The sequence below is a fragment of the Streptococcus parasanguinis genome, from assembly GCF_001074805.1.
In the GTDB taxonomy this organism is placed as follows: Bacteria; Bacillota; Bacilli; order Lactobacillales; family Streptococcaceae; genus Streptococcus; species Streptococcus parasanguinis_A.
In genome coordinates, this window is the sequence record NZ_JUPI01000085.1 from 1 (window position 1) to 23,841 (window position 23,841).

At 41.3% G+C, this 23,841-nt stretch carries 27 protein-coding genes and 1 pseudogene; 3 read left to right on the top strand and 25 right to left on the bottom strand.

Features of this window, described 5'->3' with window-relative positions:
- Nucleotides 1-88: 88 nt before the first annotated feature.
- The 3 genes from ADI76_RS05790 (at nt 89) to ADI76_RS05800 (ending at nt 2,078) form a co-directional block, all read left to right on the top strand.
- A complete protein-coding gene (locus ADI76_RS05790; RefSeq protein ID WP_024055689.1) occupies nt 89-673 on the top strand; it encodes a DUF5336 domain-containing protein in 585 nt (194 codons plus the stop codon).
- A gap of 161 nt (nt 674-834) precedes the next feature.
- Nucleotides 835-1,077, top strand: coding sequence for a type B 50S ribosomal protein L31 (locus tag ADI76_RS05795; RefSeq protein WP_003016441.1), 243 nt, complete (start codon nt 835-837; stop codon nt 1,075-1,077).
- 74 nt (nt 1,078-1,151) lie between these two features.
- Complete coding sequence (locus ADI76_RS05800) at nt 1,152-2,078, top strand: hypothetical protein (protein ID WP_049515091.1); 927 nt, start codon at nt 1,152-1,154, stop codon at nt 2,076-2,078.
- Nucleotides 2,079-2,109: 31 nt separating this feature from the next.
- On the opposite strand, the gene ADI76_RS05805 is transcribed toward ADI76_RS05800, so the two are convergent.
- The 25 genes and pseudogenes from ADI76_RS05805 to ADI76_RS05925 all read right to left on the bottom strand — a co-directional run.
- Nucleotides 2,110-2,682, bottom strand: a complete 573-nt coding sequence (locus tag ADI76_RS05805; RefSeq protein ID WP_049515092.1) for a flavin reductase family protein — start codon at nt 2,680-2,682, stop codon at nt 2,110-2,112.
- 39 nt (nt 2,683-2,721) lie between these two features.
- Nucleotides 2,722-3,378 (bottom strand): ABC transporter ATP-binding protein, encoded by a 657-nt coding sequence (locus ADI76_RS05810; protein ID WP_049515093.1) that lies wholly within the window; start codon nt 3,376-3,378, stop codon nt 2,722-2,724.
- The gene (locus ADI76_RS05815; protein WP_049515094.1) at nt 3,365-4,156 is read right to left on the bottom strand and encodes an ABC transporter ATP-binding protein; all 792 of its coding nucleotides are present in this window, start codon (nt 4,154-4,156) and stop codon (nt 3,365-3,367) included. Before ADI76_RS05815 ends, ADI76_RS05810 begins: the two co-directional genes overlap by 14 nt.
- Nucleotides 4,137-4,946 (bottom strand): ABC transporter permease, encoded by an 810-nt coding sequence (locus tag ADI76_RS05820; protein WP_006596236.1) that lies wholly within the window; start codon nt 4,944-4,946, stop codon nt 4,137-4,139. The genes ADI76_RS05815 and ADI76_RS05820 overlap by 20 nt, the downstream gene beginning before the upstream one ends.
- Complete coding sequence (locus ADI76_RS05825) at nt 4,943-5,881, bottom strand: ABC transporter permease (protein ID WP_049515095.1); 939 nt, start codon at nt 5,879-5,881, stop codon at nt 4,943-4,945. The genes ADI76_RS05820 and ADI76_RS05825 overlap by 4 nt, the downstream gene beginning before the upstream one ends.
- Before the next feature lie 143 nt (nt 5,882-6,024).
- The gene (nikA, locus tag ADI76_RS05830) at nt 6,025-7,638 is read right to left on the bottom strand and encodes a nickel ABC transporter substrate-binding protein (protein WP_049515096.1); all 1,614 of its coding nucleotides are present in this window, start codon (nt 7,636-7,638) and stop codon (nt 6,025-6,027) included.
- A gap of 10 nt (nt 7,639-7,648) precedes the next feature.
- Complete coding sequence (locus tag ADI76_RS05835) at nt 7,649-8,464, bottom strand: ABC transporter permease (RefSeq protein WP_049515097.1); 816 nt, start codon at nt 8,462-8,464, stop codon at nt 7,649-7,651.
- Nucleotides 8,464-9,456 carry an ABC transporter permease gene (locus ADI76_RS05840; RefSeq protein ID WP_009730894.1) on the bottom strand — a complete coding sequence of 331 codons (993 nt, stop codon included), beginning with the start codon at nt 9,454-9,456 and terminating at the stop codon, nt 8,464-8,466. Before ADI76_RS05840 ends, ADI76_RS05835 begins: the two co-directional genes overlap by 1 nt.
- A complete protein-coding gene (locus ADI76_RS05845) occupies nt 9,453-10,223 on the bottom strand; it encodes an ABC transporter ATP-binding protein (protein ID WP_009730893.1) in 771 nt (256 codons plus the stop codon). The genes ADI76_RS05840 and ADI76_RS05845 overlap by 4 nt, the downstream gene beginning before the upstream one ends.
- Nucleotides 10,224-10,236: 13 nt before the next feature.
- Nucleotides 10,237-10,998, bottom strand: coding sequence for an ABC transporter ATP-binding protein (locus tag ADI76_RS05850; RefSeq protein WP_009730892.1), 762 nt, complete (start codon nt 10,996-10,998; stop codon nt 10,237-10,239).
- A gap of 4 nt (nt 10,999-11,002) precedes the next feature.
- Nucleotides 11,003-12,538 (bottom strand): ABC transporter substrate-binding protein, encoded by a 1,536-nt coding sequence (locus tag ADI76_RS05855; RefSeq protein ID WP_049515098.1) that lies wholly within the window; start codon nt 12,536-12,538, stop codon nt 11,003-11,005.
- A 107-nt stretch (nt 12,539-12,645) separates the two neighbouring features.
- A complete protein-coding gene (locus ADI76_RS05860; RefSeq protein WP_049515099.1) occupies nt 12,646-13,257 on the bottom strand; it encodes a histidine phosphatase family protein in 612 nt (203 codons plus the stop codon).
- Entirely contained in the window at nt 13,254-13,976 is a 723-nt protein-coding gene (cobS, locus tag ADI76_RS05865) for an adenosylcobinamide-GDP ribazoletransferase (RefSeq protein WP_049515110.1), read from the bottom strand. Before cobS ends, ADI76_RS05860 begins: the two co-directional genes overlap by 4 nt.
- On the bottom strand, nt 13,973-14,557 hold the full coding sequence (cobU, locus tag ADI76_RS05870; RefSeq protein ID WP_049515100.1) for a bifunctional adenosylcobinamide kinase/adenosylcobinamide-phosphate guanylyltransferase: 585 nt from the start codon (nt 14,555-14,557) through the stop codon (nt 13,973-13,975). Before cobU ends, cobS begins: the two co-directional genes overlap by 4 nt.
- A gap of 10 nt (nt 14,558-14,567) precedes the next feature.
- Nucleotides 14,568-15,851, bottom strand: coding sequence for a glutamate-1-semialdehyde 2,1-aminomutase (gene hemL, locus ADI76_RS05875; protein WP_049515101.1), 1,284 nt, complete (start codon nt 15,849-15,851; stop codon nt 14,568-14,570).
- A gap of 8 nt (nt 15,852-15,859) precedes the next feature.
- Nucleotides 15,860-16,828, bottom strand: coding sequence for a porphobilinogen synthase (hemB, locus tag ADI76_RS05880; RefSeq protein ID WP_049515102.1), 969 nt, complete (start codon nt 16,826-16,828; stop codon nt 15,860-15,862).
- Nucleotides 16,818-17,543, bottom strand: a complete 726-nt coding sequence (locus ADI76_RS05885; RefSeq protein ID WP_049515103.1) for a uroporphyrinogen-III synthase — start codon at nt 17,541-17,543, stop codon at nt 16,818-16,820. Before ADI76_RS05885 ends, hemB begins: the two co-directional genes overlap by 11 nt.
- Nucleotides 17,528-18,451 (bottom strand): hydroxymethylbilane synthase, encoded by a 924-nt coding sequence (gene hemC, locus ADI76_RS05890; protein WP_049515104.1) that lies wholly within the window; start codon nt 18,449-18,451, stop codon nt 17,528-17,530. The genes ADI76_RS05885 and hemC overlap by 16 nt, the downstream gene beginning before the upstream one ends.
- Nucleotides 18,438-19,694, bottom strand: a complete 1,257-nt coding sequence (hemA, locus tag ADI76_RS05895) for a glutamyl-tRNA reductase (RefSeq protein WP_049515105.1) — start codon at nt 19,692-19,694, stop codon at nt 18,438-18,440. Before hemA ends, hemC begins: the two co-directional genes overlap by 14 nt.
- Before the next feature lie 16 nt (nt 19,695-19,710).
- Nucleotides 19,711-20,142: a precorrin-2 dehydrogenase/sirohydrochlorin ferrochelatase family protein gene (locus tag ADI76_RS05900; protein ID WP_009730882.1), complete on the bottom strand. Its 432-nt coding sequence runs from the start codon at nt 20,140-20,142 to the stop codon at nt 19,711-19,713.
- Nucleotides 20,143-20,144: 2 nt separating this feature from the next.
- The gene (locus ADI76_RS05905) at nt 20,145-20,729 is read right to left on the bottom strand and encodes a cob(I)yrinic acid a,c-diamide adenosyltransferase (protein ID WP_006596220.1); all 585 of its coding nucleotides are present in this window, start codon (nt 20,727-20,729) and stop codon (nt 20,145-20,147) included.
- Nucleotides 20,729-22,228, bottom strand: a complete 1,500-nt coding sequence (locus ADI76_RS05910) for a cobyric acid synthase (protein ID WP_049515106.1) — start codon at nt 22,226-22,228, stop codon at nt 20,729-20,731. The genes ADI76_RS05905 and ADI76_RS05910 overlap by 1 nt, the downstream gene beginning before the upstream one ends.
- A complete protein-coding gene (locus ADI76_RS05915; protein WP_049515107.1) occupies nt 22,213-23,028 on the bottom strand; it encodes an energy-coupling factor ABC transporter ATP-binding protein in 816 nt (271 codons plus the stop codon). Before ADI76_RS05915 ends, ADI76_RS05910 begins: the two co-directional genes overlap by 16 nt.
- Nucleotides 23,029-23,032: 4 nt before the next feature.
- A complete protein-coding gene (locus tag ADI76_RS05920) occupies nt 23,033-23,722 on the bottom strand; it encodes a CbiQ family ECF transporter T component (RefSeq protein WP_049515108.1) in 690 nt (229 codons plus the stop codon).
- A 34-nt stretch (nt 23,723-23,756) separates the two neighbouring features.
- Nucleotides 23,757-23,841 (bottom strand): annotated as a pseudogene (locus ADI76_RS05925) (cobalt ABC transporter substrate-binding protein CbiN); the annotation flags it as partial.

Here is a 23,841-nt window from a genome sequence, read left to right on the forward strand (position 1 = left end):
TCTCAGCCTTTTTATCTTGGTCATGGGGTTTTCATTTGATCTTTCTTATGGTAAAATAAAGCTAATAAAATTTTTAAGGAGACTTATTATGGAAAAAAATCGTTTGTTTATCATTATCTCTGCTGCGGTAGCGATTCTTAGCTCTTTCTTGCCATGGGCAAGCCTGAATGCTGGTGCCTTTGGTTCATACAGCTGGAATGGCCTTCGCGGAGATGGATGGTTCGTTATTATCTTCGCAGTCGTTGCGATTGTCCTTGCTTGCTTGAACGATGTAAAATCTTCACTACCAAAAGGTTTTGCAATTGGTGTTATCGTAGCAGGAGCTCTCTCAACTATCGTAACATTGATCGATGTCTTCGGTGTGAACAAGTACGCTGTTGACTTCAATGGTTATGGCGTTTCAATTGGCTTTGGTTTGATCCTTGCTTTAATCGCATCAATCGCTATTGTTGTAACTGGTCTCTTGGCGATGTCAGGTGGTAAAATCACAAAAGGAACATTCGAAGAACTTGCTGAATCTGGTAAAGGATTTGCCCAATCTGTTGGACGCGTGACAACTTCTACTGTAAAAACTGCTGTAGATGAAATCAAAAAAGAAACACACGAACACACTGAAGGACAAGCTGATCAACCAGTTGAAGCACCAAAAGATCCAAATCAATCTGAACAATAATAATATTAGATTCACCTTGGCTTAGCCAGGGTGATTTTTTTGATCATTATTTTAAATAAAATTAGTGAAAATACTTGTCAAGATCCTGGAAATTTGGTAAACTAGCTTAGTAACAATCTATGGCTCGGAAAGAGACCATGGCAGAAAGGAAATATTGCAAAATGAAAAAAGATATCCATCCAGAATATCGCCCCGTTGTCTTCATGGACACTACTACTGGTTACAAGTTCCTCAGCGGTTCAACTAAGTACTCTAGCGAAACAGTTGAATTCGAAGGTGAAACTTACCCATTGATCCGTGTTGAAATTTCATCAGACTCACACCCATTCTACACTGGACGTCAAAAGTTCACTCAAGCAGATGGACGTGTGGATCGTTTCAACAAAAAATACGGTCTCAAATAAGAACCAACACAGAACCACTTCCCTTTCGGGAGTGGTTTTTTTGAGTTCTTCCTTTCTTATGTTACAATAGAAAAATGCACTATATCACAGAAACATTGGGGACTTATCTTTCCTTAAAACCCTACCACCATTATTCTTCTATTCCGTTGGTTCGTTTTGAGAAGGAAACAGCGGATACTTTCATTCTCCTCTTTAAAAGAGAGATGCAACTGTTTGTGATTGATCTAGAACAAGATTCTGGGCAGAGCCTTTTATTTGCCCATGCCAGTCTCATCGACCGTCAGGAGCTCTTAGAGAGCATCGCTGCTGTCCCTCTTGAAGCTCTGCATACTCTCTACGTTTTGGCTTTTCCTCGAGAACTGTACGAATTTTCTGAGGAAGCGCGGTTAAAGAACATCGTTGCTCTCTATCAGGCTCACGAGGACGTCCTCCATTTTTTAAAAACAACGCGAAATATTGGAGACCAAGTCACAGCTTATGAACTCGAATGGAAAAGAACAGCAAAAGGCCTGGCAGACTTTGATCCTTTTCGTTATACGAGCCGTTCTGAGGTGGGAGCTCCTGATGATCTATCGGTTGTCTCCAGAAAAGACTATGACTTCATTCCCGATTTTCATCCCTTCTTATATAGTAAACGTGGGGGCAAGGTCTTCAGCATCCCAGCTGACTATCTGGATCCTAAAACTGGACAAAGGGCCAACCTTGAGATCATGGGCTGGTACTTGCGAGATCAGCAGCTAAAACTTCGATGGAAACCCAAACACACGCGCAAGAGACGCTGGCGTTCTTCGCAACTCTCTATCGACATTGTCAGCAAGCACTACTTCTTTCAAGGAGAAATCTATAAAGGGACCAGTGCTCCTGTCTTTCTGGATCAGTTGGAATTTAAGGTCCCACAAGGATACCAAGCTGACCTAGAAAAAGCCTACCAAGAGTTTCTAAGCATGGTAGAGGAACGAAAACGCAATGCCCTTCTTCGAAAGGTGGCGCTTGGAAAGTAAAAAGGCTAAGGGGTCCCCTAGCCTTTTTCTGCTATTCTTCATTTTCTCTGATTTTCTTGATGATGCTTCCCATTGGAACGCCACCATCTTTATAGTTTCTATAATAACGGCCAGCTCCATCTCCAATATAGCTGATCGGTGAGAAAGTATCGCTCTTGAAGGTACCATCTTCGTCAATCAAGTCTTCTTCTACTTCACGACGGGTTACACGAGCGATAATATTGGTCAATGCTCCACATTCTACAAATTCAACAACTTGGCATTCAATGGAAACTGGACAAGCCGTTACCATTGGAGCGTCTACTGTTTCCCCAATTGTATAGTCTAGACCTGTAAGAGCAAACTTGTCCTTGCGGCTATTGAAACCAGCAATTTCAACCTCTGTTAAGAGCTCCTCTGTAGGGATATTCACGGTGAACGATCCGTGTTTTTTAATTTCTGTGACGGCATTTCCTTTGGTTCTCATAGCGACCACCATCATACTACCGAGAGTATAGGCTGAACTAGAGGTCGAAATATTATATCCATGCGCATCATCCTTGTATCCTAAGAAAAATACAGGAAATCCAAAATATAATTTACGTGTTTCAAATGTTTGTTTCACATTTTTCTCCTTTTTATTGCTTCTTGTTTCATTGGAAGATCAGGTCGCTTCCGATAGATCCTGAATTTCACGGGTAAATTGGCCATTTTCTAAGATCAGAATGCGATCACAAATGGCTCGACACAATTGCTCATCGTGGGCGATGAAGATAAAGGTATTCTGATACTTACCATGAATCTTATAAAGCAATTGTAAAATCTGTACCTGGGTTTTGGGATCCAAACCACTGAGAGATTCATCAAAAATAATGACATCTGGGTTTAGGAGCAAGGTTCTGGCAATGCAAACTCTTTGCAACTGGCCACCACTTAATTCTCTTGCTCTTTTTTCTAGTACTTCTGATGGTAAACCTACCTCTTTTAAAACAGTGTCGACCTGCTCCATCGGAAAATCTTTGGGAAGAGCTTCTAGCAAGATTTCTCTCACAGTAAATCGTGGATTGACTGCGTGAAAGGAATCTTGGAAAACGACTAAGATGCGAACGCCATCCTCTTTGATGGAATAGGTTTTGCCATCTAAGAGAACCTGTCCTTGAGTTGGCTTTTCAATTCCTAAGATGACTCTTGCCAGCGTGGACTTGCCACTCCCACTTTCTCCCATAATTCCAACAATTTCACCTTTTTTGATGGATAGATTGCAATGGTCTAATACAGTTTTACCTTGATAGTTGACCGTAATATCTTTACATTCCAGCATTATTTCTGATCACCTGCTTCAAATCTTGTTCTAAGAATAATTCCTTGGTATAGCTTTCTTTTGGAGCTGTCAAAAGATCCTCGGTTTTTCCAAATTCAACGACTTTTCCCTTCTCCAAGACCAACATATTGCCCCCGAGTTCCCTCGCCAAATAATAGTCATGGGTAACGGTAATAACCGTCTTATGATGAGCCAGTACGTCTCTGATCAAGCTTAGGATCATCTCACGGTTCACATGATCGACCGCTGAGGTTGGTTCGTCCAGTATAATCGTTTCTGGATCTAGACATAAGATAATGCCTAACATAATCCGTTGGAGCATGCCTCCACTTAGTTCAAAGGAATATTGCTGGAGAACTGATTCCGGATTTGCGATTCGAACCTTTTCTAAAACGTCAAGAGCTTTCTTGCGGCATTCACTTTTGGAAAGAGTTGAGTGACTTTTTATGGTCTCATAGAAATGCGTCCAAATCGTTTGAAAGGGATTAAACATGGACATGGGATTTTGAACCAAGTAGGCGATCTTTTGCCCTCTAAAGGCGTTCCAGTCTTTGTCTGAAAAAGAATCTAGATGGAGATCCCCATAATGAATCGATCCGGTCTGTTTCATGTTCCGAGGGATAATTCCTATTAAAGCCTTAGTTAAGAGCGTTTTTCCAGATCCACTTTCTCCCACCACTAGCAGGGATTGGCCTAAGGGATGGGTAAAAGAAACCCGATCCAGACGAGACTCCTCCTGATCGACAAGAGAAAGATCTTTAATGATGAATGATTCCATTCTTCTCTCCTTTCTCTTCGATATATTCACCAAATAGGTTAAAGGAAATGACGGTTAAAAAGATAGCTAAGCCTGGTGCGATCATCATCCAAGGCGCCACTCGGAAGTAAGCCCGCGCATCATGCAACATTAAGCCCCACTCCGAAACATTGGGTTGGACTCCAATTCCTAAGAAAGAAAAACCAGAAATCATCAGAATGATATTCCCGATGTTCATGAGAAGAATCACCAGTACTGGTTTGTAGATAAACGGCAAAATATGGTTTTTGAGGATATGAAAGGACCCCATTCCCATGATCTGGGAACTGATCACATAGGGCTCTTGTTTGGTAGAAATGACCAGGTTTGTCACAATCCTTGCATAGTAGATCCATTCGATAATGACTATGGCAATGATCATATTGCTCATCCCTTGTCCTAGGATTCCAACGGTAGCTAGGGAGAGAAGAAAACTTGGAAAAGCCATCAAGACATTGGTCAGCCAAAGAAAGGCACCTTCCATTTTTCCTTGATACCAACCTACAACCAAACCTACGATAAAGCCGGTCACTACTTCTAAGACACTAATTGCGACGGCTAAGAATAAGGAATAGCGTGCACCATATAAGAGTCTCGAAAAAACATCTCTTCCCAATTGGTCTGTCCCTAAAAGATGTTGGGGACTTGGACTTAAGAGCTTATTAGAAACATCTACATATTGCGGATCATAAGGCGCTATAAAGGAGGCAAACAAAGCAAGGAAAACCAAGAGACCTAATATGAAAATAGAAAACATCACACTTTTTTTCATGATTCATTACCTCTCTTCCTTACTCGTGGGTCAATCCAGTGGTTGACAGCTTGTGTCATGCCATTATTCAATAAGAATAGCAAGCCAAATAACATCATACATCCCTGAATTAAGGGAGTATCGATCGATCGAATCGCCTCTACAAACAAACTGCCTAATCCATTCCAGGAGAAGACTTCTTCAACAATCAAGGAACCCGTCATCAAATAGACAAAGGTTAGGCTTAAACCAGTCGCAATAGATGGCAAAGCATTCCGAAGAACATGATTGGGTAAAAGATAGCGTAGTTTAACCCCTCTCATGCGCGCATTTTCAACATGTGGACTCTCCAACTGGGTCGATACAGCCTTTCTCACCAAGGCAATATATTGGCCAATCAGCGAAAAGCTTAAGGTGATGCTTGGTAAGACGATGCTGAGAGGTTCATTTTTACCAGATACAGGCAATAAGCCTAATTTCACAGAAAAAATAAAAATCAACATGTAACCCAACCAGAAGGCAGGCATGGATACCGAGGTAAAGCCAAGGAAGCGCACGCATTTGTCAAAGAAGGAATTGGTCTTCAAGCCACTGATAACCCCAATTGGAATAGAAACGATAATAATCAGAATAAAGGAAGTCACTCCTAAATAAAAAGTGGATAAGAACCGACTAGCAATCAAACTGACAACTGATTCCTTCAGTAAATAAGACGTTCCAAAGTCCAAATGAAGAACCTTTATCAACCAAGAAAGATACTGTTCAATCCAGGATTTATCCAAGCCCAAATAGGTTCTAGCATTTTCAAGAGCCGCTGGAGTTATCGGCAAATGCCGGATTCGAAGATAGTTCTCTGCTGGATCCTGCGACGTAAATTTGGTTAGGATAAAGGTGATAATGGAGATAACAAGTAAACCACTTATAAAACTCAGAATTTTTTTAAAAATAGCTTTCATATCATATAATAGTTAGATCCTAAAACAATGTGATCCGGTTTAAAAGATCCTCAGAGATCCTTTAAACCGGAAATCCCCTAACAAAATGAAAGGATGATCACTTTGAATGAGGCCACATTGTTTCCTTCATCAAGATTTTGTCCTTATTTGTTCACTTTTTCAATGTAGCGAAGTGGAAGGGCATTTTCTTCTGGAGCGAAACGAACATTTTTCAACTCACCTGTACGATAAACAGAGATAACTGATTGATAAGTCAATGGGATATAAACCGCTTCTTCATGGAGCAAGGTCAAGGCCTTCTTATAGCCTGCATCTACTTTTTCTTCGTCAGCTTCTGTCAAGGTTTGTTTAATAGTTTCATCCAATTCCTTCTTGATTGGAAGAGCTTCAAGGGAAACATTTTCTGGGTGACCATGAGCAGAATCAGCTGTCAAAGCTGTCATCCATGCGTGAGGATCCCATGGTGCTCCCCAAGAGAAGGTGAGCATCATATCAAAGTTTCCTGTTTTTGCATTTTCCCAATAATCGTCTTCTTCCATAGCAGTCAATTTGACTTCGACACCAATTTTTTTCAATTCGCCTTGGAAATATTCAGCTAGGTCTTTATCCGTTGCTTTTGTAGAAATGTAAGGGAAATTCAATTCCATCTTCTTGCCATCTTTGGCACGGATTCCATCAGAACCTTTCTTCCAACCAGCAGCATCTAACATTTTTTCTGCTTCTTTGTTATCAAATTTATATGGTGTTATGCCAGCATCTGAGTGAGGAGTTGATTTAGAGAAGATGGTGTCGGCAGGAGTTTCTGCCCCCATGAACAATTTCTCTGCGATTTCTTTTTTATTAACCGCGTGGTTGATCGCCTTGCGAACATTCTTATCTTGGAAGACTTCTTGTTTGGCATTTAAGAGCAACAAGCGAGAGGACATCGGCTGAGAAACATCCGTTGTATATTTCTTATCCTTTTTGTATTGAGCGAAGGTATTTAAACCAATAACACCATTTCCATACAGCAAATCTACTTTACCAGATTCAAATTCTAAAGCACGTGTTTGGGCATCTGGAATAATCTTGATAGTAACTTCTTTTAGTTTTGGTTTTTCACCCCAGTAGTTTTCGTTCCGTGCAAAGGTAATGTATTCGTTAGATTTTTTATCTTTGACCACCCATTGACCGGTACCGATAGAAGATTTAATTTTATTTTTAGTTGTATCGTCACCATCTGGGAAACTGGCATCTGCTAAGAAACGAATTGGACGAATCATAGAAAGATCGTAAAGTGTGGCACTGTATGGTTCTTTAAGGGTAATTTCAAAGGTGTGATCATCAACAACTTTGTAACTATCCAAAACATTGGTGAAGTTAAACCATTCATGGTTTCCTTTGTTTTCTTTTGAGAAGATCGTATCGAAATTCCGCTTCACATTGGCTGCGTTGAAATCAGAGCCATCTGAGAATTTCGCTTTTCTCAAATTGAAGGTATAGGTTTTTCCATCTTCACTGACTTTCCAGCTCTCAGCTAAGGCTGGCTCAATTTTCCCATTGTCTCCGTAACGAACAAGCCCTTCATAAACCAAATCTTGAATAACAAATTGATCTGGATTATATACGTGAGGATTGACATCTCCGAAGTCTTCTCCCCAAGCAAGCGTGATTTTATCTTTTTCACCACTACTGTCTGCAGACTTGCCATTCTGCTGGCAGGCAGCTAAACACAAAACTGCTAAACTAGTAACAGCTAATTTCCAAAATTTCTTCATTATAAAAACCTCATGATTGATTATTTTTATTAACACTAGTATGTAAGGCATCTCCAAATTTTGTAATCAATAAAATGACCCCGATTAAGAAGATGCAAGGAAAAGCGACGATCCAGGGAGCCTCCTGGATATAGGTGCGACCATCATTCATCATGGCTCCCCATTCTGGAGACGGTGCTTGCGCGCCTAGTCCAACAAAACTGAGGCCGGCAATCTCCATGATGATCGTTGAAACATTAAAGATCATGGTGGTGACAATTTGTGGAAATAGACTAGGAACATAGTAATGTTTGATGGTCTTCCAAAAACTATTTCCATACATTTTTGCTGACTGAATATAGAATTCATTTTTTAAACGCAAGGTCAGCGACCGCGTGATATAGGCATACTTAGTCCAAGCCGTTAAGCCAATGGCTATGACCGTTTGTTGCAAGCCCACTCCTAACAGGCTCACAATAGCAATCACTAAGACGATGGATGGCAAGGACTGAAAAGCCGTAATGAACAAGAAAATAGCACGATCCAACTTCCCGCCTATCAAGGCACTGGTCACCCCAATCAAGGAACCAACAAGGGTAACCAAGAGGAGGATCCCGACTGCAGGTACAATGGTTTGTACTCCACCACTCAGAGTTCGAGCAAATACAGACCGGCCTACGGCATCTGTACCAAACCATTCTTGACTATTGGGTGCTTGGAGGGCATTTTCTAAATGGACCTTAGTGATGCTGTCTCCTAAAAAGATGGGTGAAAGACAAGAAACTACTAGAACCAAGAGAAGGCAGCCAGCCAAGAGATAGAGGTTGCGGTGACTAACTTTTTTCATCACTTAGCCCCTCCATTTCCTTTAGGAATGACCTCTTTTTTAAAAAGAAAGAAGGGGGTTGGTTGCGATAGACGGGCCTTCGGATTTAGCCATGTGATCAAGGCTTGGGTGGTAAAATTGACAAGCAATACCCCAAGTGTAATCACCAGAACAGCACCTTGGACCAGAGGATAATCCCGATTGACCACAACTGCAATCAGCATTTTTCCAATTCCTGGCCAAGAGAATAAATACTCTATGATAGCAACACCTCCTAACAGAGAACCCAGTGACAAACTCACCAATGTCAACAAAAAGGGAAGGGTATTATACAAGACATCCTTATATAGAATGCGACCTTCCGGTATGCCACGTCCTCTGGCACCTTCTACTGCTGGTGACTGCAGCTCATCTATGATAGCCGTTCTTAATTGAGGAATATAGCGCGTAGACATGGTCAGGGCCATGGTAGAAATCGGTAAAATTAAGCCCCATTCATTTGCGGTTGACTGAATAGGAAACCAGCCAAGCTTGACCGAAAAGACAAGCATTAAGAGAATTCCAATGACAAAACTAGGAATGGCATTTAAAAATGCGCAAACCGTCATTATACATCGATCCAGTCGACTACCGATATGATAGGCTGCATATATCGCGAGAGGAAGGGAAATGGCAAGCGTTGCTAACAAGATATAGATCCCTAGATAGATCGTATTTGGAAAGTAAAAGACCAATTGATCCCAAACTGGGGCTCCTGTACGATAGCTGATCCCGAAATTCCCTTGGAGGATGTTTCCTAACCATCTCAGATATTGCAAAATAAAACTATCATTTAAGCCCATCTCAGCCCTTTTTATCTCTAGTAGTTCTTTGGTATAAGGAATTCCTTGCGCATTTAGGATACTTTCTGCAGGATCCCCTTTTGCCAAATAAACGAGTAAAAATGAAAGAAAGCTGACACAGAGCAGAATCAAAACCATTTGAAACAGTAATTTGATGAAATATCTTATCATGGCTCCCTTCCTTCTTCCTGATATGGTTTCATCAACATTTTGGTGTAGTCCGATTGAGGATTTCGCAAAACGTCTGACATCACCCCTTTCTCTTGAATTTTTCCATCTTTTAGTACCATGATTTCATCACAAAATTGGCTGACTAGAGCAATATCGTGTGAAATAAAGAGAAAAGATGTTTGGGAGCTATTCTGAATCTCTTGTAGAAGGTCCATCACTCCCTCTTGGACAGTCACGTCTAAGGCACTGGTGATCTCATCACAAATCAATAAGTCAGGCTGGACCAAGAGAGCTCTGGCTATAGCCATCCGTTGACATTCTCCGCCACTTAATTGGTGGGGAAACTGCTGCGCCAGATCCGGATGCAAGCCAACCCTTTCCAAGAGTTGGTGAATCTGCTCTTCCATCTCCTTCTTAGTCTTACAAATCTTAAAATTCTGACAAACTTCTTCTAAACTTGCTTGTAAGGTCCTTTTGGGATGAAAGGCTTCTTGGGGCTGTTGAGAAATATATTGCACCTTTTTGTAAAACTCAAAGTCTGTATAAGTCGTCAGCGATTGCCCCAAGAACTGAATACTACCCTTTTGCATATTCAGGAGTCGACTCAGAATTTTGGCAATGGTGCTTTTACCCGAACCGGATTCTCCAACCAAACCAAGCCGATGCCCTTTTTCTAGCGTAAAGGAGACATCAAAAACACCAGCCTGATGATGAAGCGGATCATTATAATGATGAGTGAGATCTTTACATTCGAGTAAATAGGTCATTTGGTAACTCCTGCTACAATTTTAATTTTGGAATAGCCCTTAGTAACTTCTGGGTGTAGGGATGTTGCGGATTTTGGAAAATTTGGTCGCGACTTCCTTCTTCCACAATCTTCCCCTCCTTCATAACCAAGATCCTATCTGCCAACCTTTTGGCGACACTCATATCATGAGTAACAAATAAGAGGCTAGATTCTTCGGTCCTTAGCAATTCAATCAAGGTTTGAATAAACGATTCCTTGGAGAGAACATCAAGGGCACTGGTCGGCTCATCTGCCAAGAGCAATTTAGGATGACTGGCTAAGGCCAAAGCAATGGCCACTCGTTGCATCATACCTCCACTGAGTTCAAAAGGGTACTTTGATGGAACCTGTGCTGGATCTAAGCCAACTATCTGGAGGCATTCCTCTAACGATCTCATCTTTTCTACTTGAGAGCCATGACTCTTGACGAGATCCTCGTAATGGTGCTTGATTTTACGGTTGTTGTTAAAACCGAGACTGGACTGTTGGGTAATCCAGGCCAGTTCTGTCCCCACAAATGGATAAGAAACCCGCTTCTTTTGTGGGCTGATGGCCTGATCCCTATAAGAAATCCTGCCTTGGGTAAAGACTAAGTCATTCAAGGGAAGACCCAAAAGCAGTTTTAAAATTGTTGTTTTGCCACTTCCGCTTTCTCCGACGATTCCGACTGCTTCACCTGCCGAAACGGTTAGAGAAAGTTGATCTAAAATAACCTTTGACGGGGAAGAAACCGTGACATTCGTCAGTTGCAACATAGCTTTACTCCTTCGAGAGTTTGTTGGTTACATGATAATAATCTGTTGGATGGGATTCCAAATGAGAGATGGATTTGTCCATGACGATAGCAACTTTATAAAATCCAATGATCGTATATCCATGATCCTTATCCACAATGGATTGAATGTCCTTACTCAATTGGATCCGTTTTTTCTGATCTGTTTCGGTCGCAAGGGCTTCAATTTTCTTATCTGCTTCCGCATTGCTATAATGACCGACATTTCCTACTCCCCCAGTTTTGACAGCTGAGTTAAAGTAAGCATATGGATCGCCAATCGGAGCAGCTACGACGGCATAAGGCGTGAAGGCGTAATCTTTCTCCTTTGCGACAGCACTCACTTCCACCTTACGAATCTTCGCTTCAATTCCAACCTCTTTTAATTGTTGTTGAGAAGCTTCAATGGCTAACGGCATTTCTGGTAAACGAGTAAAGGAGAGCAATTCAATCGTGACTTTCTTTCCATCTTTTTCACGGTAGCCATCGCCATCGGTATCCTTGTAGCCAGCCTCATCTAACAGTTTCTTAGCTTTTTCTACATTAAACTCATGAACACTTTTATCTAAGGCAAAATCGGAGCTAGAAGGGATCGGTCCAGTAGCTGGTACGGCCGCACCTTTAAAGAGGGATTCTGTATAAGTTTTCTTGTCGACCAAGGTATCCAAAGCTTGACGGAATGAATCATCAGCTACATAAGGATTTTCAAAGTTGTAGACATAGCTTAAGTAACGGCCACCTTCTTTTTCAGAAATTTTATACTGACTGTCCTTCTTAAAGCTTGCTAAATTAGCATAGGGTAGCCCATAAACAGCATCGACTTCTTTGGATTGAAGGGCAGCAGAAATGGCTGTCGGATCAGAGAAATATTTAATCTGAACCTGTGCGACCTTCGCTTTACCACCCCAATAGTTTTCATATGCCTCTAGAGTAGCTCCTGTTTCTGGGGTATAGGTCTTAATAAGAAATGGACCTGTCCCTACTGGAGATTTATCAGAGGCAGCCTTCCCATCTACGTCTACAATAACAGAATAAGGCTCTGCTAATAGATTCTTCATGATCGGCTGTTCGATTTTTGTTTTAATGGTGACGGTTTGACCATCTGAATGAATGCTCTCAATTCCAAGGTCATCCGCTGCACGTTTACTCTTTTCAATGAGTCGTTTCAGAGAGGCCTCTACCTTAGCCCCTGTCATTTTTTCCCCATTTTGGAAAGTAACATCATTGCGAAGGGTAATTTTCCACTCCAATTGAGAGGGTTGTTCGATTTTTTCAGCTAGCCAAGGTTGTGGTTCTAACTGATCATCCATTTTAAATAAAGTTTCACCAACTCCGTAACGAACAGTAAACCAGCCATTGTACTCATCTGCCGGATCAATATTGGTAGGAAACTGGGTGTACCCAATGGTGACTGTTTGAGCTTTTTCTGCTTCCTCAGGTGAGAAAGGTTGATTCGTTTTTGCACAACCAAGAAGAGCGACGCTCACTAAAGCTGTTCCTAAAAATAATTTCCATTTTTTCATTTGTATCTTCATCCTGTTAATATAGTTTAATTGGCAAGAAAATAAAACGAAGAGATAACCAATCCCAATAACCACCGTCTTACTTTCTGTATCATTTTGTGTTTTGATCACTTGTCCTGTGAATGATTCAAGTCATCTTCTTGTTGGATGAGTCTTTCTTCCCAAGGATCATTGTCCTCTAATAACAAGGCCGTTCCTTGCGGGATATCGATTGACCAGAAATCAGCTTCCGTATTGACAAAAAACTGGTAAATCAGGCGTAAGACTCCTAAGTGCCCTACAATTACGATTTCAGGGTCCGCTGTTTCGCGAATCTCCTCGACAATCGACCAGACCCGTTCTTTAAATTTGTCAAAGGGTTCAGCCTTAGACGGCGTCACCTCAAAGGGGCTTTCCAGCCATTCTTCCCAAACCAAGGGAAAGGCCGCTTGAATTTCATTGGCTGTCCTTCCCTCCCATAAGCCGAAATCTCTTTCGTTCAAGGCTTTATAAGCCGTTGGTTTCTGATCTGGGAAAATGATGGCTGCTGTTTCTTGCGTTCTTTTGAGCTGACTAGTATAAACCCGCGAAATGCTTTTTCCTTTCATCAATTGATGAAGGAGGGCTGCTTGTTCTTTTCCCGTCTCATTGATGGAGACATCCGCTTTTCCATAGAAAAATCGTTTTTTATTAAAGTCTGTTTCTCCATGGCGAATCAGGTACCACTTTTTTACTGTCATATGATCATTCCTAACAAAAATAATATCTGGGCTACTTCTACTGATGCTCCCAAGGTATCCCCTGTCTCCCCATCAATCTTTTGGTAAACGAACCAACGAAAGGCAAGAGTCCCAAGAATGACCAAGCTATAAGCAAGAAGCCCTTTTAGCCAAAAACCAGCAATAAGAACAGTCAGTGGGACAATCTGAGCTAAGAGGATCGAACTCGTCTTGGTTCCGGAAAAGAAATTTCCAGAGCCACCAGATTCCCTTGCATAGCGCATCTTGTAGAGCTGAATGGTCAAACCAACCTTTCCAATCATTGATAAAGAAGCGACAATCAGCCACTTGGGCTGGGGAAGATAAGGTCCCATGGCGATCATGAAGCCGTAATAGAAAATTAAGGCCAAGACACCGTTACTACCGATACGGCTGTCTTTCATGATTTCCAACATCCGTTCTTTGGAACGAGAAGAGAATAAGCCATCAGCTGTATCAGCAAGGCCATCTAAATGGAAGCCTCCCGTTAAAAGAACATCAAAGAACAAGGTCAAAATCCAGGCAATGGTGTCAGGAAGTACCAAAGATGTCAAAACAAAAAATAAGGAGGAAATGAGTCCTAATAAGAGACCAAAGAGCGTTAAAATGGGAACTCCTTTTCGCACATAGGAGAGATCAACCGCTTTTGGAATCACAATCCGACTAAAAAATTGTGTATAGATAATCAGTGCTGAAATCATTTTAACTGCTGTGCTAGTCCACAAATAACTAAGTAGACTTCACTTGCCTCCTTTGCAATCAATTGATTGACCCGACCTTGAAGATCTCTAAAGTAACGTCCTAGACGCGTGTCCGGAACAATACCCAGACCCACTTCATTGGTGACAATCCAAAAAGTAGCTTCGCGTTTCTTCATAGCAGAAAGAATCTGAGACCACTCGGCTTCCATGGCTTCCAAAATTCGGGCTTGTTCGGCTTTACTTAAAAACTGCTCATCTGATAAGTAGCTTTTCTCGGGATACCACTCATTGACCAAATCAAAGAGCCGATTGGTCGTCAACATGGTCGCACAGTCTACTAAGTAATCACCGTGTTCGTCTTGTGCAATCCAAGTCGCTAAGTCCCGGTATTGCTCGAGCGTATCCCAGCTTTGTGGTCGTCTTTGTTGATGGAGCTTGACCCGTTCCTGCCACTCTGGATCCTCTTTCATCACGAGACCAGTTGCGATGTAACAAACCCCTTCCTTCTGCAAAAGTTTGGATTCAGCGAAGGAGGATTTGCCACTACGAGCACCACCCGTGACTAAAACAATCTTCCCCATAATCTTCCTTTCATGACAACTGGCTAAAGACTTTGTCAAATGCAGCTAAAGTACGGTCCAGATCTTCAAAGGAATGGGCACTGGATAAGAAGTTGCTTTCATACTGAGATGGTGCAATATAAACACCTTCTTCTAAAAGCAAGCCGTGAACCTTGGCAAAAAGCTGATGATCTGCTTCTTTGGAATCTTCAAAATTCAAAACTGGTTTTTCTGAGAAGAAAAAACCAAACATGGTTCCAACAGAGATTACTTGAAGGGCCACTCCATGTTTTTCTGCCAACTGGCGAAGCCCCTGACAGAGATAGTCTGTCTTTTCAACCGTTTGTTCAAAGACTTCCTTGGTTAATAGGCGCAAGTTTTCATAGCCCGCTGCCATGGCAATTGGATTCCCTGATAGAGTTCCTGCTTGATAAATATCTCCTAAAGGAGCAATTTGATTCATGTACTGAGCTTTCCCGCCAAAAGCAGCAACTGGGAATCCACCACCAATGACTTTTCCTAGACAGATCAAATCTGGATCGACTTGATACAAGCCCACTGCCCCTTGGTAATGAGCCCGAAAACCAGTCATGACTTCATCCATGATAAAGAGTGAACCTGCTCCTGTTGTGAGACGGCGAATCTCCTCTATAAATTCTTGGTGGCCAGGAATCAATCCCATATTGCCGGCAACAGCTTCTACGATCACACAGGCAATTTCTGCACCGTGTTCTTCAAAGCAGGTCCGTAAAGCCTCTAGATCGTTATAAGGAAGGGCAATGGTCTCACGCGCCACCTCAGGAATCACACCTGCTGAATCTGCAATACCAAAGCTTGCTACACCAGAGCCAGCTTGTACCAAGAAAGAATCACTATGTCCATGGTAGCAACCAATAAATTTCACTACTTTTGGTCTTTTAGTAATCCCACGCGCTAAACGGATGGCACTCATGGTTGCCTCTGTACCAGAATTGACCATTCGAATTCTCTCTACAAAAGGGAGACGTTCTTTAATAAGCTTGCCTAGTTTGATTTCACGTGGACTCGGTGCACCATAACTAGTACCTTCCCATAGGGCATCTTGTACTTTTTCAAGAACATCTTTAGGAGCATGACCTAAAATCATAGGTCCCCAAGAGAGCACGTAATCCACAAATTGATTCCCATCTACATCATAGAGATAAGCTCCTTGAGCATGGTCTATAAAGAGAGGATTGCCACCGACTGCCTTAAAAGCTCGTACAGGGCTATTGACACCACCTGGGAAAATGGATTCTGCTTCCTTGAAGTAATCATTTGATTGTGTTCGTTTCATCTTTCATCCTAACCTTTCAAATATCCTGCTACATCCTTGGCAAAATAAGATATGATTAAATCCGCTCCTGCTCGCTTCATTCCGATGAGACTTTCCAGGACCACTGCTCTCTCATCAATCCAACCTTGGGCAGCAGCAGCCTTCACCATACTGTATTCCCCGCTGACATTGTATGCCACAAGTGGGAGATCACTTTGATTTCGTAAATCTCTCAAGACATCTAAGAAGGCAAGAGCTGGTTTTACCATGAGGAAATCTGCTCCTTCTTCTTCATCACTTTGAGCCTCCCGCAGAGCTTCTAAACGGTTTGCTGGATCCATCTGATAGGTTTTTCTATCACCAAATGCCGGAGCACTCTCACCAGCATCACGAAATGGTCCATAAAAACTAGAAGCAAATTTAACCGAATAAGACATAATCGGTACCATGTCAAAGCCAGACTTGTCTAAGCCTTCTCGAATCGCTGCAACATATCCATCCATGGCATTGGACGGTGCAATGATATCTGCTCCCGCTTCAGCTTGACTAATCGCTACTTGGACTAAGCGTTCCAAAGAAAGATCGTTCACAACCGTTTCACCATCTAGAATGCCACAATGACCATGATTCGTAAATTCACAGAGACAGGTATCTGCTACAAGAATGAGATCTGGATAGTGTTGCTTGATCAAGCGAAGGGCTTTTTGAACAATTCCATCCGGATTAGAAGCTTCTGAACCAACTTCATCTTTAAGAGCTGGAATTCCAAAAATTATAAAAGATTTAATCCCGAGTTGTACACAGGATTCGACTTCTTCTAGAAGATCTGCTAAGGCAAATTGAAAGACTCCTGGCATGGAAGCCACTTCTTCTTTTTGCTCTAGATTCTCCTTTACAAAGAGTGGTTGAATAAAGTCATTGACACTTAAAGTCGTTTCTCTTACCAAATCTCTCATGAGAGGATTTTTTCTTAGTCTACGATGTCTTTTAAAATTCATGTTCTTTAATCTCCTTTATGATCAGCTCAACCAATTTCACCATTGATGGACTTGAAGGAATATAGTTTACGGAAACACCACAATCTAAAACAGCTTTTGCTGTAGTCTCTCCAATCACCCCAATTTGGTGATGTTTTGGCAAAGAAAGCCCTTCTTGATAAAAAACATCCCAGGCTGATGGACTAGCAAAGGTCCATACACATGGTTCTTTTAAGGATAGAAGCTCTCTTATTTTAGCGATTCCCTCTTGATTGGCAACAGTTTGATAGAGGGGCCAAGCATAAACATCATGCCCCAATTCTTGTAACATTTTTGGATAGGTTGGATTAGCAAAATCACTGTGTGGGAACAAAATAGCTTGATGATCCCCGTATCGGCTTGCCCACTCCTTGATAAAATCAACTCCATACTGGCTACTAGACTCAAAAGTGACATCAATATCATGTTCTTTTAATAGCTTACTAGTCTGGCTTCCAATCGACGCAATCTTTAGATCAGGTTTCAAATAGGGAAGAAATAATTGGACGGTATTGGCACTGGTAAAGAAGACCCAATCAGCTTTGTCCAGTTTGTCATCCAGTATTGGTGGAATCGGATTGCCTTGCGTGCAAATCAATGGTGCATGCATCCATCTTACTTGGTTCTGCTCCAATAGGGTTTGTAATTCGACAGAAGGTTTCTGTTCCCTTGTAAAAATAATTAAGCTTCCCACCATTTGTCTGTTAAGGCTCCTTCTTCCATTAATTGCTCCAGAGCACGTTTGGGAAGGTCGCTTCCATCCTCAGACGCGAGAGCTACATGCAGGCAACGGTCTTTGGCATCTGCTAGCATAGCTTCTAAATAATAGTGACCATCCCTGAATTGAGCATGAGCTCCAACTGGGAAGGTACAATCCGCATTCATCAAGCTTAAGAAACTTCTTTCCAATTGGATGCAGTTTTCTACTTCTTTATCATGGATAGAAGCCAATATTTCCAGGACTTCCTCATCATCTTCCCGGCATTCAACGGCTAATGCCCCTTGCGAAACTGCAGGAATGAATTCGTGTGGATCTAGAAATTCTATATTCAAAGATGGAGATTGGTCCAAATAACCAATCCGTTTCAAGCCAGCAACGGCTAGCACGATAGCATCGCATTCGCCTTCTTGTAATTTCCGAATTCTAGAATCAATATTGCCTCGTAAGGGTTTAAATTGAAGATCGCTTCTTAAACTTTGTAGTTGCACCTGGCGACGAATACTACTGGTCCCTACAACTGCCCCTTGCGGAAGAGTTTCAAGAGTCATACCTTCTTCTCTATAGATCAGACAGTCTCTGACATCTTCTCTCTCCGGTATGGCTCCAATGGTACAGCCATCCACAAGAATAGAAGGAACATCTTTTAAACTATGGATCGCTATATCAATGTCTTTATTCAAGAGAGCCTGTTCAATTTCCTTTACAAAAACGCCTTTTCCCCCAATGGTTTGAAGAGATACATGTAGTAAACGATCTCCCTGAGTTTTATAAGGGACCAATTCAAAGTCAACCTCAGGATGGCATTCTTTTAAACGCTCTACCACCATTTTGGTCTGGGTCATGGCCAACTGGCTTTTTCTTGTTCCAACTTTAATGCTTCTCATGGTTTACTCCCTTTCCGCTATGAAGATCGAAAATTTTAGCTATCAAGGCAATATCATATTCCGAATTTTCACCCACAGACATTTCTTTTAATTGCAACAAAGGCTCCTTCAAGATCTGATTGATGATGCTCTTCATATGCTTCGAGATTTGTTTCTTTTCTCGATCAGTAAGATCTGGAAGTTTGCGTAATAAGCTTTCCATAGCTGACTGCTGAGCCTGAATCGCCTTTTCTCGAATCTCTTGAATCAGGGGAATAATGCCTAACTGCTGCTTCCACTCTTCAAAGCTCACCAGTTCACTGGAAATCTCTGCTTCGATACTCTTAGCAATCTCATTTCTTTCCTCAAAAAAAGCTTGCAATTCACTGGTGATATTTTCAATATTGTGAATGGTAATAGACGAATTTGGATGGCAGGTCCGTGGCAAACACAAGTCGAAAACAATTGCTCCTGCTTTCACCATATGCGGATAGAGAATATAGCCTTCAGACTTGATAGCAGTGAAAATGATATCCGCATCTTTCACGGCTTCTTCTAAATCATCCCAAGAATAAGCCTGAATACGATCTTCTGTTAAATAAGGGTTGGCCTTGGAAAGGGTGCGATTGACCAAGCGGATAGACTGAAAAGGACGTTGTAGAACATACTTGGTCACCAATTGGCCAATTTCCCCTAATCCGATGACCACGATTTTTGTATTCTCATAATCAAGGTCTTCCTTATCCAACATTTGTAAAGAGGTCAAACCGATGGACATGGGCCGGGCATTGATCCGGTAAACATCGTGCATTCTTTTAGCAAAGGTAACTGCTTGCCTAAAAGCTTGATTGAGGACGATTCCTGTCGTACCAGTTTCTTGGGCGCTCAAAAAGGCTTGCTTTAATTGACCGAGAACTTGTGTTTCACCTACAATCTTGGAATCTAAACCAATGGATACTCTAAATAAATGTTCTAAAGCCTCATTGCCTTCTTTAAAGGTAAGATAAGGCTCTAGTTCCTCGATGTCAATCTGAAACCAATCTGCCAAAAAATGCTTGGAATAATAGCGACCGGTATGCAGTTGGTCAACAACCAGATACAACTCTGTCCGGTTACAGGTTGACAGGATGACATCTTCCAGAATACTTTTTTCCTCTTTTAATTTGAGTAGAGCTTCTTTTTTTTCTTCATCAGAAAAATGAACCCGCTCTAAAATGGATAATGGTGCCACACGATGGGTTACACCAAGATATAATAAATACATTCTGTCCGCCCCGTTCTTACAATTGATCTAAAAGTTGTTCGATCTTTTTTCTGACTTCTTTTGAGCGCGATGGCGATAAGCCGTTTGTAGAGATCATGACGGAAAGTTCCTTATTTGAAGCAATAGCCACATTATAAAAATCGGAATTTTTCTTATCCCCAGTATTATTGACGAACTGACTAGGGTGCGCCTCTTCCATCACTTTTTTATTGACTTCCTGGTTATCTGTGCAGGCAAATACCAATTTTGCCCCTTCCAAATCCCCAGTTTGGTAGCTTCTTTGAATCCATTCAACCTGCGATTTAGGAATCACTTCATTGATTTCAGGACTAATGACTGTAACCTTGGCCCCTTCTGACAACAAAGTCTTAATCTTGCGGGCTGCTACTTTTCCTCCACCAATAATGACGACTGGTTTATTTTGGATATTCATCATGACAGGATACATGACTATTCTCCCTCTTTTCTTTCTCTAAAAATCTTAGCACTTCGTTTATAGACTGTATCTTTGACTTCTAGGCGATGGTTAACCAAGCGAGCTATGACAAAGAAGTAATCTGACAAGCGATTGATATAGATCAAGCCGACTTCATTGACCATTTCATCTGCTTCAATGACAGCAACCATTTTTCGCTCCAATCGACGGGTCATAGTACGAGCAACATGACAGAGACTGGCGATCCGATGGCCGCCAGGAATAATGAAGCGATCAATCTTTTCTGGAATGTGCATATAAGCATCCATTTTTTCTTCTAGGAAGGTAATATCTGATTCCTTTTGTTTGTATGGTCTCAATTCTCTAGGAGTAGCAAGATCGCTTCCACAGTCAAATAAATGTTGCTGAATCTCCTCACATTCTTCTCTGATATCATCTAATTCTTTGTATTCCTTCATTTCAGATACCAGGTAGCCAACTTGAGAGCACAATTCATCCATGGTCCCGTATGCTTCCACACGAATATGTGTTTTGGATACACGATCCCCACCATATAGACGGGTAAACCCTTTATCCCCATACTTTGTGTAAATTCTCATTAAAGCTCTTCTCCGTTCATAATCTGGTATATCTTTTTCATATCGACTGCATCACGAATAATTGCTGCCAGCTTATCATATTGCAAATCCTTGAATTCTTTGAGATCAATCGCCTGATCTGTGATAGGTTCCAAGCCCTTTTCAATTCGAATTTGGTTCAAATAATCGCGCGTCCATTGAGAGTTATCAAAGACACCATGGAGATAGGTCCCTTGAATTCGTTTGTCCGGTGAAACAGCTCCATCATATCTGCTTGTTTCCTCACCATTTTGAAGAATGATACGAGAAAATGGTGTCAAGCTATCTGATATCTCTGTTTCTCCCATATGGATTTCGTAACCTTCCAGAATTTGTCCTTCGTGTTCTGCCTGGACTTGAGTTGTCCGTTTTGTTCCCTGCATCTGCGTTGCGATATCCAGAAGCCCTAGCCCTTCAATTTCATCCAATTCTGATTCGACATGGTTTGGATCTGAAATTTTCTTTCCTAAAAGTTGGAAGCCCCCACAAATTCCAAAAATGCGAATGCCCTGATCAGCGCACTGACGGATTTGATCAACAATCTCTGAATCTTGGAGAACTTGCATATCTTCGATGGTATTTTTACTTCCAGGTAGAATCAAGAGATCTGGATTTCCAATTGCATCCCCTGGCATGACATAACGAACCGAAACGTCTGGTTGAATTTCCAAACTATGAAAATCGGTGAAGTTAGAGATCCGTTTCAAGGTAATAATAGCCACATCCAGATCTTTTTCCTGATTAAAGCTGCGTCCTTTACTGCTTAAAGCGACACTATCTTCGCTATCAATGTCAATGTCTGCATATGGGACAACTCCTAATACCGGTACTTGAGTGAGCTCTTCAATCATATCAATACCTGATTGAAGCAGGGCTACATCCCCCCTAAATTTGTTGATCAAAACCCCTTTGATCCGTTTACGATCCTCTTCTGGCATTAATTCGATTGTACCATAAATAGAGGCAAATACTCCTCCCTTGTCAATGTCCGCTACTAAAATGACAGGCGCATCGACCAAACGCGCCATTCCCATATTGACGATATCTCGTTCGTTTAAGTTGATTTCTGCTGGACTACCCGCACCTTCTAGGATAATGGCGTCGTATTCCTGGTCTAGTTCTTGATAGACTTCTTTGATTTTAGGCAGTAACTCCTGCTTAAATTCATGATAATCCACCGCATCCATATCTTTAAGGACTTTGCCCATAAAAACAACTTGGGATTTACGATCCGAAGTTGGTTTCAGTAGGACAGGATTCATGCGAACATCTGGATCAATACCTGCGGCTTCTGCTTGTACGACCTGAGCTCTCCCCATCTCAAATCCTTTTTTGGTGATAAAAGAATTTAAAGCCATATTTTGGGATTTAAAGGGAACAACCGTGTAACCATCTTGTTTTAAAATACGACACAAGCCCGCAGCAATTAAGCTTTTACCAGCATCTGAAGCTGTTCCCTGAATCATTAACGATTTTGCCATAGATATCCTTCTTTCAATTGCTCAAATAGAATCTCTTCATCTTCAACAAGGGGTGTCTGGATTGCCTGATGAAGTTTGACAATCCATGGCACAGAAAGTCCAGCATCTAACAACAATTTTTCTTCCTGGAATACTTCATATTTTGTTCCTTGGGTCATAATCTTGCCTTTTTTGATGAGGTAGGCATAGTCACAACAGTCATACATGAGATCCATGTCGTGGCTGGTAACAATAATGCTGGTTCCATTGGAAACTAGTTTTTTCATAATCATGGCCATTTGGTCCCGCCCTTTAGGATCCAATCCAGCAGTCGGCTCGTCTAACAATAGAAAACGTGGTTTGAGAGCTAACATCCCCGCAATGGCTACTTTTTTCTTTTGGCCGTAACTCAAATATTGCACCGGTCGATCCTGCAACTCTTCGATGTCCATCAGTTCAATGGCTTCTTGAACCCGTTTCTCACACTCCTCTTTGGAGTATCCTAAATTCTCTAATGCCATGCCAATATCATCTTTGGCAATGGTATAAAACAATTGCTGCTCCGGATTTTGAAAGACCATATTGACTTCTTGCCGGTAAGCAAACAAAGCTTTCTTCTTATCTTGAATGACCTGATTATCTAAACTCACACTGCCTTCTTGGGGCTTGAGCAGTTTGGTCATGACCTTCATCAGGGTAGATTTCCCGGAACCGTTGGTTCCAATAATTCCAGTAATCTTTCCTTCCATGAATTCCATATTCACATGGTCCACAGCTTTCAAATCATCAAATAAAACTGTAATATTCTCTAATTTTAACATATTTTTATTCCTCTTCATCAATTTCTTTAGCTTGAGCAAATTTCAGGGTTAAGACATCATTTAAGCGCTGATTATCTGCCAATAATTTGACAAATAAGGTATTGGCTAATCTTCCCCAGCCAAGATAACTTTTTTTCTTATTTACAAATGAAAACTTCAAATCTAAGGTATCTCGAATGGTTAAAAATTCGATTAATACTAGAAAGATAAAGCGATACATAAGAACGATTAATTCCATTAAGATAGCCGGCAAATGAAGGGTTTTACAAAGCTTCATCATCTGGTTAAAGGGAATGGTTAAAGCCATAAAATAGGTTGAAATTAAAGAACAGTAAATTCTCATAACAATCGGTCCAACTTGTTTGGCAGAAGAATGAAAAACTCCTAAATAGCCATGACTTCCAACTGGAATGGCCATTAAAAACTGATGACTATTTTCACCATAGCTAATGACAAAGGTCGCCATACTTAATAAAATGAAAATAGACGGATAGCGAAACCAGCTCAAGTATTTTAAAATAGGAAGTCTAGCAATATAACACGTCAAGGGGACCACGATAACAATTAGTAGAATTTGTAAGGGGAGGAAACCAGAGAAAGAAATAATCATTAACAAAATATACAAACTGAACTTATGCAGTTCTGGAACTGCAGTCCAACGGTTATTATACGCATAGCGATCAATTACAAACATAGTTTCCTCCCATACAAATACTTACTAAACTAAATTATTTTTCTTGATGTTTTTTTCCTCTTTGGTAACCGATGACATAGAAGATAATCCCCGCACCGATACTACCTTGAAGGGTAAAG

Bases quoted from the DNA above. Each gene is read 5' to 3' on its own strand.
- ADI76_RS05820 (WP_006596236.1), bottom strand. From the start codon at position 4,946: ATGAAAAAAAGTGTGATGTTTTCTATTTTCATATTAGGTCTCTTGGTT.
- ADI76_RS05815 (WP_049515094.1), bottom strand. From the start codon at position 4,156: ATGGAATCATTCATCATTAAAGATCTTTCTCTTGTCGATCAGGAGGAG.
- ADI76_RS05850 (WP_009730892.1), bottom strand. From the start codon at position 10,998: ATGTTGCAACTGACGAATGTCACGGTTTCTTCCCCGTCAAAGGTTATT.
- ADI76_RS05905 (WP_006596220.1), bottom strand. From the start codon at position 20,729: ATGAGAATTTACACAAAGTATGGGGATAAAGGGTTTACCCGTCTATAT.
- cobS (WP_049515110.1), bottom strand. From the start codon at position 13,976: ATGATTTCAGCACTGATTATCTATACACAATTTTTTAGTCGGATTGTG.
- ADI76_RS05885 (WP_049515103.1), bottom strand. From the start codon at position 17,543: ATGGTGGGAAGCTTAATTATTTTTACAAGGGAACAGAAACCTTCTGTC.
- ADI76_RS05790 (WP_024055689.1), top strand. From the start codon at position 89: ATGGAAAAAAATCGTTTGTTTATCATTATCTCTGCTGCGGTAGCGATT.
- ADI76_RS05845 (WP_009730893.1), bottom strand. From the start codon at position 10,223: ATGACCTATTTACTCGAATGTAAAGATCTCACTCATCATTATAATGAT.
- ADI76_RS05860 (WP_049515099.1), bottom strand. From the start codon at position 13,257: ATGACAGTAAAAAAGTGGTACCTGATTCGCCATGGAGAAACAGACTTT.
- ADI76_RS05825 (WP_049515095.1), bottom strand. From the start codon at position 5,881: ATGAAAGCTATTTTTAAAAAAATTCTGAGTTTTATAAGTGGTTTACTT.
- ADI76_RS05900 (WP_009730882.1), bottom strand. From the start codon at position 20,142: ATGTATCCTGTCATGATGAATATCCAAAATAAACCAGTCGTCATTATT.
- hemC (WP_049515104.1), bottom strand. From the start codon at position 18,451: ATGAGAAGCATTAAAGTTGGAACAAGAAAAAGCCAGTTGGCCATGACC.
- hemA (WP_049515105.1), bottom strand. From the start codon at position 19,694: ATGTATTTATTATATCTTGGTGTAACCCATCGTGTGGCACCATTATCC.
- ADI76_RS05835 (WP_049515097.1), bottom strand. From the start codon at position 8,464: ATGAAAAAAGTTAGTCACCGCAACCTCTATCTCTTGGCTGGCTGCCTT.
- ADI76_RS05795 (WP_003016441.1), top strand. From the start codon at position 835: ATGAAAAAAGATATCCATCCAGAATATCGCCCCGTTGTCTTCATGGAC.
- ADI76_RS05910 (WP_049515106.1), bottom strand. From the start codon at position 22,228: ATGGCAAAATCGTTAATGATTCAGGGAACAGCTTCAGATGCTGGTAAA.
- hemB (WP_049515102.1), bottom strand. From the start codon at position 16,828: ATGAATTTTAAAAGACATCGTAGACTAAGAAAAAATCCTCTCATGAGA.
- ADI76_RS05840 (WP_009730894.1), bottom strand. From the start codon at position 9,456: ATGATAAGATATTTCATCAAATTACTGTTTCAAATGGTTTTGATTCTG.
- nikA (WP_049515096.1), bottom strand. From the start codon at position 7,638: ATGAAGAAATTTTGGAAATTAGCTGTTACTAGTTTAGCAGTTTTGTGT.
- ADI76_RS05810 (WP_049515093.1), bottom strand. From the start codon at position 3,378: ATGCTGGAATGTAAAGATATTACGGTCAACTATCAAGGTAAAACTGTA.
- ADI76_RS05915 (WP_049515107.1), bottom strand. From the start codon at position 23,028: ATGTTAAAATTAGAGAATATTACAGTTTTATTTGATGATTTGAAAGCT.
- ADI76_RS05800 (WP_049515091.1), top strand. From the start codon at position 1,152: ATGCACTATATCACAGAAACATTGGGGACTTATCTTTCCTTAAAACCC.
- cobU (WP_049515100.1), bottom strand. From the start codon at position 14,557: ATGGGGAAGATTGTTTTAGTCACGGGTGGTGCTCGTAGTGGCAAATCC.
- ADI76_RS05920 (WP_049515108.1), bottom strand. From the start codon at position 23,722: ATGTTTGTAATTGATCGCTATGCGTATAATAACCGTTGGACTGCAGTT.
- ADI76_RS05855 (WP_049515098.1), bottom strand. From the start codon at position 12,538: ATGAAAAAATGGAAATTATTTTTAGGAACAGCTTTAGTGAGCGTCGCT.
- hemL (WP_049515101.1), bottom strand. From the start codon at position 15,851: ATGAAACGAACACAATCAAATGATTACTTCAAGGAAGCAGAATCCATT.